This window comes from Luteibacter mycovicinus (assembly GCF_000745235.1).
Taxonomy (GTDB): Bacteria; Pseudomonadota; Gammaproteobacteria; order Xanthomonadales; family Rhodanobacteraceae; genus Luteibacter; species Luteibacter mycovicinus.
Genome location: NZ_JQNL01000001.1, coordinates 4,356,657 through 4,366,854, shown reverse-complemented (window position 1 = coordinate 4,366,854; position 10,198 = coordinate 4,356,657). Strand labels below are relative to the sequence as shown.

The following is a 10,198-nucleotide window of genomic DNA, read 5'->3' as shown; positions in this document are numbered from 1 at the left end:
TAGGAGCGCGCCCCGCGCGCGACCGCTCCTCGCCATGATCTTCATGCTGCTGCTACCCCTGCTCTCGATCGCCCAGGCCATCCAGCCGCTGCCCTTCCGCGACCACGCCGAAGAACTTCGCTTCCAGCATCTCAGCGCCGAACTGCGCTGCCCGATGTGCCAGAACGAAACCCTGGCGGATTCCAACGCGCCGATCGCACACGACCTGCGCCGACAGATTTTCGAAATGATGCAGGCAGGCAGGAGCGACGCCGAGATCAAGGCATATCTGGTCGACCGCTACTCGGATTTCGTGCTGTACAAGCCACCGGTGGAACCGAAGACCTGGCTGCTCTGGTTCGGGCCGCTGATCGTGCTTGCCCTGGGCGGCCTCGTCGTCGCCATACAGGTACGCCGCCGTGCGCGCCAGAACCCCGTCGGCAACATGCCGGCGAACGACACCGAGGACGACTGGTGACCCTTCCGTTCTACCTTGCCGCCGGGGCGATGCTCGCCGTCGCGCTCGCCCTCATCCTGGTGCCGCTCATTCGCCAGGGCCGGACGCACGGGCGCTCGAAGGGCGTGTTCGTGCTCGTCGTCGCACTGGCCGTGCTGGTGCCTCTGGGCAGCGCCGGCATCTACCTGCTGGTCGGCACGCCGGCCACGCTCGGCGGCGTCGAGCCACCGAAGGAAATGGACGTCGGCCAGGCGATCGCCGCGCTGCAGGCGCGACTGAAAGAACAGCCGGACGATACGCAGGGCTGGCTGCTGCTCGGCCAGACATACGCCATGCTGAAGCAGCCGGCGGATGCCCGCGAAGCCTACGACGGTGCGCTCAAGGCCGACCCGAAGAACGGCCCGGCGATGGTTGGCTGGGCCGAGGCGGACTCGCTCGTGCGTGGCGATCACCTGATCGTCGGACGCGCGTTCGACCTGCTGCAGGCCGCCGTCGCCGACAATCCGCAAAACCAGAAGGCACTGTGGTTGCTGGGCATCGCACAATTTCAGCAGGAGCACTTCGCGGACGCGTCGGCCACCTGGAAAAAACTGCAGCCGCTGCTGGATCCGGATTCGAACGTGGCGCATGCGGTGGCACAACAGATCGCCGAAGCCGACAAGCGCGTCGGTGGCAAACCGAAGGAATGACCCATGGGTGACGCCCGCCGCTACCACCAGCTGTCCTCACCGTTCCGCATGAAGAGGGGCGGTGAACTGCATGGCGCGCGTGTCGCCTTCGAGACGTGGGGCACGCTCGATGCGTCGCGCGGCAATGCCGTCCTCATTCTGACGGGCTTGTCGCCCAGTGCGCACGCGGCATCCAACGACGAGGATCCCACCCCCGGCTGGTGGCAGGACATGATCGGGCCCGGCAAGGCCTTCGATACCGATCGCTGGTTCGTCGTCTGCGTTAACTCGCTGGGCAGCGATAAGGGCTCGACCTGCCCCGCGTCGGTCGATCCCGCCACCGGCGCGCCGTACCGCCTGACCTTTCCCGAGCTGTCGCTGGAGGACGTGGCAAATGCGGCGCACGAAGCCATCACCGGCCTCGGTATCTCACAGCTCGCCTGCCTCGTCGGCTGCTCGATGGGCGGCATGAGCGCACTCGCGTACATGCTGCTGCACCCCGCCTCGGTGCGCACGCACGTCAGCGTCGACACCGCACCGCAGGCGCAACCGTTCGCCATCGCCATCCGCTCGCTCCAGCGCGAGGCCATCCGCCTCGATCCCCACTGGAAGGGCGGACAATACGAAGGCGACGAATGGCCCGAACACGGCATGAGCATCGCGCGTAAGCTGGGCGTGATCACCTATCGCTCCGCGATGGAGTGGAACGGCCGCTTCGCGCGCATCCGGCTCGACGCGGAGCAGCGTGAAGAAAACGAACCGTTCGGTTTCGAGTTCCAGGTCGAGTCGTATCTCGAAGGTCATGCGCGGCGATTCAACCGTCAGTTCGACCCGAACAGCTATCTGTATCTCTCGCGCGCCAGCGACTGGTTCGATATCGCCGAGCACGGCGAGGGCGATGTCATGCGCGGCCTGGCCCGCATCCAGGTCGAACGCGCGATGGTGATCGGCGTGAGCACGGACATCCTGTTTCCCCTGGAGCAGCAGGAAACCATCGCCAAGGGGCTGGAGGCCGCGGGCGCGGCGGTCGAGTTCGTCGCGCTGGACTCGCCCCAGGGCCACGATGCCTTCCTCGTCGATATCGCCAACTACAGCAAGGCCATTGGCGGCTTCCTCGGTTCGCTCTGACACCACGGCCCCACGTCAGCCGGGTGCGGCGGCACGCCGCTGACGCTCCCGCCCCGCCCGCCCTGCTATGATCGGAAGCGACCCGGCGTCCCCACGCCACCATCGCCTCCAGAGGTACCACGCATGATCACGGTCGATTTCCAGGGCAGCCGCAAGCTCATCGATGCGATCGACGCTTCCGTCGCGCAGCCGAGCACACCGGCGATCACCGACACCCTGCGCAACGCGCTGTGCCGGCTGATCCGTTCGCAGGAAGTCATCCTGCCCGCCTGCGTCTTCGAGACCGCCGGCGACCACTACGCCCGCCGCGAGCTCTATCGCAGCGAAGAACACGGTTACAGCGTCGTCGCCATGACCTGGGGTCCCGGTCAGGGCACCCTGATCCACGACCACAGCGGCATGTGGTGCGTCGAAGGCGTATGGAACGGCGCGCTCGAAATCGTCCAGTACGAACTGCTGGGCCACGAGGCGGAGCGCTACCACTTCCGCCCGGTCGGCTCGATCCAGGCAGGCCCCGGTTCCGCCGGCAGCCTGATCCCGCCGCACGAGTACCACACCATCCGCAATCCCAGCGACGACGCGGTGGCGGTCAGCCTGCACATCTATTCGGGCCGCATGACCCAGTGCGCCGTGTTCAACCCCGAAGGCGACGACTGGTACCAGCGCGCCGAACGCAAACTGGGTCTCGACCAGATCCATTGATTCCCGCATAATCGCGTGCCCGTGCCGAAATGGCGGAACCGGTAGACGCGGCGGACTCAAAATCCGTTTGTAGTGATACAGTGAGGGTTCGAGTCCCTCTTTCGGCACCACGCGTTTCAAAAAAAACCCGCCCACGTGGCGGGTTTTTTTTGGATGCCGGCACCCCGCCTTCACTAATGTGACGGGCTTGTCTGGCGCCGGATGTCGACTGCCGAATAGGTGCAAAGCGCCCGACTCGCCGACCTTAATGTGCCGCTCCTTCCACTCAAGTAGCCGTCGATGTCGATCCAGTCCGCCCGCTTGCGCAACATGCAAGCTATCGCTGCACGTTTGGTGAGCGAAGGATTTCATGGGAAGGACGCCATGGCGAGATACCTCGGGCCAGCCTTCACCGCACGTCGCCTGGAGACCCTCCTCGCCGGCGGGCTCATGACGGCCATGTGCGCCTGGGCGCTGGAACACCGTCTCCAGAAAAGCCGGGGATGGCTGGACGCCGATCGTGTGGCCGAAATTGTCGTCATGCCGCTGCCAGCCCTCTGCGAACCTGCGACCGGGGTGGCCCTGCGTGACGTCGCTTCCTCCACAGGAGACGTCACCTGCCCAGCCTGCGGGGGAGGTACGTAAGTATTCGCTCACGGGGCCTTAACCGAGGGAAGCTCCAGAATCGCCAGCGGGGCATCAACGGGGGGAATGACGTGCATACCGACGAAAGAACGCGACACGAACCGACCATCGATCCGGAAGCGCGTTTCGCGCTCCAGCAACTCTGTTCCACAGCGTTTCTTGCCGTGAGCAGCCTCAACGAAACGGCGTGCGTCCGACTTCTGCGTCGCGGCCTCGCCTCGCAGGACGAATTCGGTTACTGGAGCGCCACGGCAACGGGTAAGCGTATGTTCGACCTGCTGACACGTGATGCTCGCGTCGCCGCGGAAGTCGCACGCCGGGCCTGACGGTGGTGAAAGTCCGGATCTGATCCGGTAAAGTCCCCGCCCATGGCACCTCTCCCTATTCCCGGTGGCCTGCTCGTTGCCATCGAAGGCATCGATGGTGCAGGCAAGACGACTCTCGCCCATACCTTGCGTGACACGCTGGCTCCGGCCGGCACCCCTGTGGCGCTCAGCAAGGAACCGACGACCGGCCAGTGGGGCATGCGGATGCGCGCCTCCGCATCCACCGGACGGCTGACGCCGGACGAAGAACTTCGCCTCCTGATTCTCGACCGGAAAGAGCACGTGGCCGAACTGATCGGCCCCGCCCTGGCCCGTGGCGAGATCGTCATCCTCGACCGCTATTTCCCGTCCAATGTGGCCTATCAGGGCGCGGCCGGGCTCGACACCGGCGCCCTGCTAGAAGCCAATGCCTTCGCCCCCCGCCCCGACCTGCTGCTGCTGCTGGACCTGGAACCCAGGGTAGGTCTGGAGCGCATCCGTAAGCGCGGCGACAAGCCGAATCATTTCGAGACCTCGGACAACCTCGACCGTTGCCGTTCGATCTTCCGCGGCCTGGGCCTCGGGCATACGGTCGTCATCGACGCGACGCAGACCGCCGAAGCGGTCGCGCATGAAGCGCTTGGCCATGTCCGCGAGGCGTTGGCGGCTAAACAGGGACATCCGGACTGACGCGCCGATTTGATGGACGAGAGCTGAACCGATTTTGTCACTTTTACTCAAGTAACCAATTCGCCCGCCGATGTGGTCAACACCACATTCCCCGGGTCACCGAATGCTTCGTTACTGGATCGACAGAAACCGCGAGTCGCGGACCAAGCTCGCCGCGCTGGACAAGGTCCAGGCGATCGTGGAGTTCACCCCGGACGGGCACGTACGCCACGCTAACGCCCTGTTCCTGCAGGCCATGGGCTATGGCATGGACGAAATCCGTGGCGCCCATCACCGCACGTTCGTGGCGCCGGCCGATGCCGACAGCCCGGACTATCGAGCGTTCTGGGAAGGGTTGCGTGCGGGACGCGGCGACACGGGGCTGTACCGCCGCCGGCGCAAGGACGGAGGCGACGTGTGGCTGCAGTCGTCATACAGCCCTTTGACCGACCGCAACGGCAACGTCATCGGCGTCATCAAATACGCGACCGACGTCACCGCCCAGCGTCTCGCCGCCGCGGACATGGACGGGCGTCTCCAGGCGATCGATCGCGCTCAGGCGACGATCGAATTCGATCTGGACGGCACCATCCTCGAGGCCAACGACAACTTCCTTGGCGCCATGGGCTACACACGGGACGAAGTGATCGGTCGCCATCACCGGATGTTCGTCGATCCGACCGAAGCCTCTTCGCCCGGCTATCAGACCTTCTGGGCACGACTGCGCGAAGGCCGCCATGACGCCGCGCTGTACCGTCGGCTCGGTCGCGATGGTCGCGTTGTGTGGATTCAGGCGACCTACAACCCCATCTTCGACTTCAACGGCGTACCGATGAAAATCATCAAGTACGCGACCGACATCACGGCGCAGACGCTCGCCGCGCAGACGCTTCAGCGCGAAGTGGTGTCGCTGTCGGGCGCCGTCGTCGACAACGCGGAAAAGGCCGGCAAGGCCGAGGCTCTTGCGGGTGGCGCGCGGCATGCGGCCGAGCGCGGCGGTGCGGTAATGCGCGATGTCGTACGTACCATGGGCGGCATCCAGGAAGGCACGCGCTCCATCGAGGAAATCCTCGAACTGATCGACTCGCTGTCGTTCCAGACCAACCTCCTCTCGCTGAATGCGGCCATCGAGGCGGCGCGCGCGGGCGAGAGCGGCAAGGCGTTCGCCGTGGTGGCGGAAGAAGTGCGCCGCCTCGCGGTACGTAGCGCCGAGGCGTCGAAGCAGATTCATCAGCTGATCGGCGATGCCCGCGGCCGCGTGGACGAAGGGGCGAGCCTTGTCGGTACCGCGGGACACACGATGGAGGAAATCCTCGCCGCTATCGGCAACGTTACTCAGGTCACCGGGGCCATCAGCGAAAGCGCAGAGCGCCAGTCTTCGGGAATCCAGCGGGTCAACGCCGCCGTCTCGCAGCTCGAGGCGGTCTACGGAAATCTCTGACGGCCAGCGCTGCGCGTTCGACGCCGGTGGTCGTTACCGGTCTCGAACCCGGCGTGCGTCAGAGCTCGCGCACGATGCGGAAGCCGACGCGCGCGCTGCGCAGATCCGCCGAGGCGCCCTGCCGGTACGCCGAGCGAACCATCTCCGGCGCGCTGCCCCAGGAGCCGCCGCGGATCACCCGACGTCCGCACCCGGGATTGACCCACGCATCGGCCGAACGTGGCGCACGGATGTAGTTGTCGTGCCAGCAGTCGCCTACCCACTCGGAGACGTTTCCGCCCATGTCGTACAGGCCGAACGCGTTCGGCGTGAAGCTCATCACCGGCGCCGGCCCCCAGAAGCCATCCTTGTAACCGTTGAAGGCGTTGCTCCAACGGCGGCCGGAACCCGAACGATCGTTCCCGCCGGTGAGGTTTTCGACGCGTGACGTCGGCGTGTCGTCGCCCCACCAGTACCGGGTGGTGCTGCCCGCGCGCAAGCTGTATTCGAACTCCGCCTCGCTGGCCAGGCGATATTTCTTGCCGGTCCGCTGGGACAGCCAGTCCGCGTAGGCCTTCGCATCGTTCCAGGAGACGTTGATCACGGGCAGACGCTCCTGCCCGGGTTTGCCCGCGTAATCGTCCTGCCAGGTGGCCGCATCGTCATCGCGCAGGCCGCCGCTCTGTTCGTCGTACACGCTGCCTCCCTGCAGCGACTGCGACTGCGGCACGTAACCGGTGGCGCGTACGAAGTCGCGGAACTGACCGATGGTGACCGCGCTGCGCGCCATGGCGAAACCCTTGTCGATCTGCACCTCGTGCACCGGCGCTTCGTTGGCGTCGTGACCACGTTCGCCATCGGGCGAACCCATCAGGAACTTGCCGGTCGGCACGACGACCATGGCGGGCGCCTGGCCCGTCGAGTCGACGAAGCGGTCTGCGAAGACCTGACCCGGCTTGTAGCTCGCATAGAGCCGGGCGTTGGTCAGCCGCTCGTTGAAATCATCCAGACCGGCGAGATCGGCACTGATCTGCTGAGCCTTGTCCGCCAGTTGCCGCGCCAGTTCGAGATTGCCCGAGTCCAGCGCGGAACGCGCCTGCGCGAGCATCGCCGTGGCGCTCTGCCGACGCATGCCTTCGATGCGGCCACGGGTGTCCTGCAGGCCTTGCGATTCCGGCTGGATCGCCGCCGCCTCCGCCAGCGCGGTGTCCGCCGCCGCAAAGTCGTTCTGCGCCACCGCGGCCAGCGCCTTGTCCAACACGGTGCGTTGCACCTGCGTAATGCCCTGTTCCGCCACGGCGTTGTCCGCGTCCAGCTGCAGCACTTCGCGGTAGGTGTCGAGGGCACTGTCGCCGTGCGGGAGGTCGGCCTTGCCCTCCTGCAACTGCGCGGCGGCCTTGCCCAGCAGCGGCCGCACCTTGTCCAGCACGGCGAGTTTCTGTTGCAGCGGGGCGACGTCGGCGGTGCTGTCAGGCAGGCCCTTCAGCGCCGTCAATGACTCACGCGCCGCGTCGGCATCGCCCAGTGCGATGTCCTGCTCGATCTCGGCCGCAAGGCGTGCGCGCACCTCGTCCATGCCCGCGAGCGCGCGTTGACTGTCCGCCTTTTCCTTGAGCACGGCGGCGAAGAGCGAGGCCGCGCTGTCTTTGCCTCCGACCAGACGATCGGCGGCCAACGCCTTGTCACCCCGGTCGAGCGCGGCAGTGATCTCGGGCGTGTCCGGGCTCTTCTGCGCCGGCAACGGTACCTCGGGCGATTTGTCGCGGCGGCGGGCGGCGATGACTGCCGCGGGCGCCAGCATGATCGGCGGCCCGGCGTCGATCTCGGACACGACGGCCGGCGTCGCGGCCTGCGGACGCTGGTCGAAACCCATGGTCGTCGGCTGGCCGCGCATGGGCGAACGCGGGGTATTCTGCGTCGGCGAGACGTGAAGAAGCTGCGGAAAGAAGTGATAGAACAAGGCGAAACCGAGCACGGCCACACCCAACGCGCCGCCGATGGCGCGCTGTCGCTGGACGGTTTCGGTGTTGGGCATGGTGGGCGGTTCCGTGCGAGCCTGCTATCGTGCGTTGCAACCATAGGGAATCGCGCTCGACAGGGCAACACGATGCGTCGACGTGACCCCTGACCGAACAAGGACGCATGCATGACAACGAGCGACATCGCTCACACCGCTCCCTGGATCGACAACCGCGAGGTTCTCGACGCATGGCTCGCCCCGATCGCCCCCGCCGCCGTCGTCGGACTCGATACCGAGTTCATGCGGCGCAACACGTTCTATCCTCAGCTCGCCTTGCTCCAGCTTGCGCATGAAGGCCGCTACGCGCTCATCGATCCGCTTGCCGTGCCGCTGGAGGACGCGCTCGCACCGACGTTCGCCGCCCAACCCGTCGTCACGGTCATGCACAGCGCAGGCGAAGACCTGGAAGCCATGGCTCCGTGCCTGCCCGATGGCCCGCACACGCTGTTCGACACGCAGATCGCCGCCGCTTTCGTCGGTATGGGGCTGGGCATCAGCTATCGCGCGCTGGTCGCCGAGCTGGTCGGCGCCGAGCTGGACAAGGGCGAGACACGCAGCGACTGGCTGCAGCGGCCTCTGACCGACTCACAGAAGTTGTACGCCACACTCGACGTGGTGCACCTGCATCCGGTCCACGCGATCCTAAGCGAACGCCTGGCCGGACGCGGGCGCGGCGGATGGCACGCGGAAGACTGCGCACGCATGAAGCGCCGCGCCAGCCAGCGCGAGGGCGATCCGCAGCCCCAGCGAGGATTCAAGGCGGCCAGCGAATGGGCGCCGGAGAAACAGGCGCTGCTGCGCCGCGTGCTGCGCTGGCGTGAAGCCGCCGCACGTGCCCTCGACAAGCCCCGCTCCTGGCTGCTCGAAGACAACCATGCACTCGACCTGGTGTCGAAGATCCCGCAGACGCCCTCCGAACTCGACGAGCGTGTCCGTGGGACGCGCGCCCTGCGTTCGGCGCAGCGCCAGGAGTTGTTCGACCTGTTGCGTGTTCCGGTCGACGCCACGGAAGTCGAGACGACGGTGAGAATCACCGGCCATCCGATGGGCGACGCCAAGCGCGCCATCAACGAGATGCGCAGCGCCATCGATACGCTGGCCACGCAACTCGACCTTCCGCCCGGCCTGCTCTGCGCACGCCGCTCGATGGAAGAGTTCGTGATGAGCGGCGGCCTGTGGCCCGAGGCGCTGGAAGGCTGGCGTCGTGGGGTGCTTTACGACCGGTTGTCGGCGTTGTTGCCTGGCTGAGTCTGAGGCAACGCCCCCCGGTGCACCCGCGCACACTGGACAATCCCCGCGACCAGCAAGGCGATAGCCGCCCACTCCAGGGCATCCGGCCATCGCCGATGCCACAGGAAGCTGTACAACAGCGCCGCCAGCGTCTCGAAAACGATCATCTGCCCCGACAAGGACAACGGCAGCAGACGACTGGCACGATTCCAGAATGCATTGCCCAGCACCGACGCGAACAGCGCCACCCCCATCGACATCCCGACGAACAGCCACCACTGTTCAAGGTCATGCGCCGGGGTTCCGACGGCGAGCGCCACAGGGACAAGCAGCAACGACAGTGCCCCCGTCATCAGCCCCGTCAACAGCGACCACTCATGACTACCCAGGTCATGCCGCCGCGTGAGCCAGCGCGCGTTACCGATCGAATAGGCGGACCACGACAGCAAAGCGCCTACGGCGCAAACCAAACCCAACAGACGTGTCGGCCACGGTGCCACCTGTGTTGTCTGCGCAGACAGCGCGCTATACGCAATCAACGCCACGCCAGTGACACTCAACGCCAGCGCCGGTGCAAGCCGGCGCATGGGAATCGCATCCGCGTCGTGTCGGGCGACGACCGCGACCACCACCGGCACCAGCCCCACGATAAGCGACGTGGCCGCGCCGCCCGCCGACTGCACGGCAAACGCCAGCAGCAAGTAGTAGACGAGATTTCCCGACAGGCTCAGCCACACCAGGCCCCACCAGGCTGACCGATCCAGTCGCCGCATCAGTGGCCGCGCGTTCACGCCTAAGACAACGGCCGATACGAGACCATAGGCGACATAGCGCCCGATACTCAGTTCGAACGGACTGAAGCCGTTCAATACGGCGGGAACGAGGAATACGGTTCCCCACAGCGCGCCAGCTGCCGCGCCGCTGGCCATACCGCGAACAAGAGATCTGCGCATCAAAGGAGGTCACCGAGGACGGAAGCCACAGCCTAGCGAAGGC

11 protein-coding genes and 1 tRNA gene are annotated in these 10,198 nt (G+C 66.1%); 10 read left to right on the top strand and 2 right to left on the bottom strand.

The features are described from left to right. Window positions 1-34 precede the first annotated feature (34 nt). From FA85_RS19565 to FA85_RS19525, 9 genes are all read left to right on the top strand, one after another. Window positions 35-457: a cytochrome c-type biogenesis protein gene (locus FA85_RS19565; protein ID WP_051943719.1), complete on the top strand. Its 423-nt coding sequence runs from the start codon at window positions 35-37 to the stop codon at window positions 455-457. Then, the gene (locus FA85_RS19560) at window positions 454-1,125 is read left to right on the top strand and encodes a tetratricopeptide repeat protein (RefSeq protein WP_036113660.1); all 672 of its coding nucleotides are present in this window, start codon (window positions 454-456) and stop codon (window positions 1,123-1,125) included. The genes FA85_RS19565 and FA85_RS19560 overlap by 4 nt, the downstream gene beginning before the upstream one ends. Window positions 1,126-1,128: 3 nt before the next feature. After that, complete coding sequence (metX, locus tag FA85_RS19555) at window positions 1,129-2,232, top strand: homoserine O-acetyltransferase MetX (protein WP_036113663.1); 1,104 nt, start codon at window positions 1,129-1,131, stop codon at window positions 2,230-2,232. Window positions 2,233-2,355: 123 nt separating this feature from the next. Then, a complete protein-coding gene (locus FA85_RS19550) occupies window positions 2,356-2,934 on the top strand; it encodes a cysteine dioxygenase family protein (protein ID WP_036113666.1) in 579 nt (192 codons plus the stop codon). Window positions 2,935-2,957: 23 nt separating this feature from the next. Continuing rightward, window positions 2,958-3,044, top strand: a tRNA-Leu gene (locus FA85_RS19545). A gap of 169 nt (window positions 3,045-3,213) precedes the next feature. Next, window positions 3,214-3,558, top strand: coding sequence for a hypothetical protein (locus FA85_RS19540; protein ID WP_036113670.1), 345 nt, complete (start codon window positions 3,214-3,216; stop codon window positions 3,556-3,558). A 71-nt stretch (window positions 3,559-3,629) separates the two neighbouring features. Further along, window positions 3,630-3,884, top strand: coding sequence for a hypothetical protein (locus FA85_RS19535; protein ID WP_036113673.1), 255 nt, complete (start codon window positions 3,630-3,632; stop codon window positions 3,882-3,884). 42 nt (window positions 3,885-3,926) lie between these two features. Further along, the gene (tmk, locus tag FA85_RS19530) at window positions 3,927-4,553 is read left to right on the top strand and encodes a dTMP kinase (RefSeq protein WP_081907500.1); all 627 of its coding nucleotides are present in this window, start codon (window positions 3,927-3,929) and stop codon (window positions 4,551-4,553) included. Window positions 4,554-4,656: 103 nt separating this feature from the next. Continuing rightward, on the top strand, window positions 4,657-5,973 hold the full coding sequence (locus FA85_RS19525; RefSeq protein ID WP_051943720.1) for a methyl-accepting chemotaxis protein: 1,317 nt from the start codon (window positions 4,657-4,659) through the stop codon (window positions 5,971-5,973). Between the two features lie 58 nt (window positions 5,974-6,031). Here the strand turns inward: FA85_RS19525 and FA85_RS19520 are convergent, their stop codons facing one another. Then, on the bottom strand, window positions 6,032-7,987 hold the full coding sequence (locus FA85_RS19520) for a formylglycine-generating enzyme family protein (protein ID WP_036113675.1): 1,956 nt from the start codon (window positions 7,985-7,987) through the stop codon (window positions 6,032-6,034). A gap of 111 nt (window positions 7,988-8,098) precedes the next feature. On the opposite strand from FA85_RS19520, the gene FA85_RS19515 reads away from it, so the two are divergent. Continuing rightward, entirely contained in the window at window positions 8,099-9,220 is a 1,122-nt protein-coding gene (locus tag FA85_RS19515) for a ribonuclease D (RefSeq protein WP_036113677.1), read from the top strand. Here FA85_RS19515 and FA85_RS19510 read toward each other — a convergent pair. Next, window positions 9,187-10,155 carry a DMT family transporter gene (locus tag FA85_RS19510; protein ID WP_051943721.1) on the bottom strand — a complete coding sequence of 323 codons (969 nt, stop codon included), beginning with the start codon at window positions 10,153-10,155 and terminating at the stop codon, window positions 9,187-9,189. The genes FA85_RS19515 and FA85_RS19510 overlap by 34 nt on opposite strands. Between the last annotated feature and the right edge of the window lie 43 nt (window positions 10,156-10,198).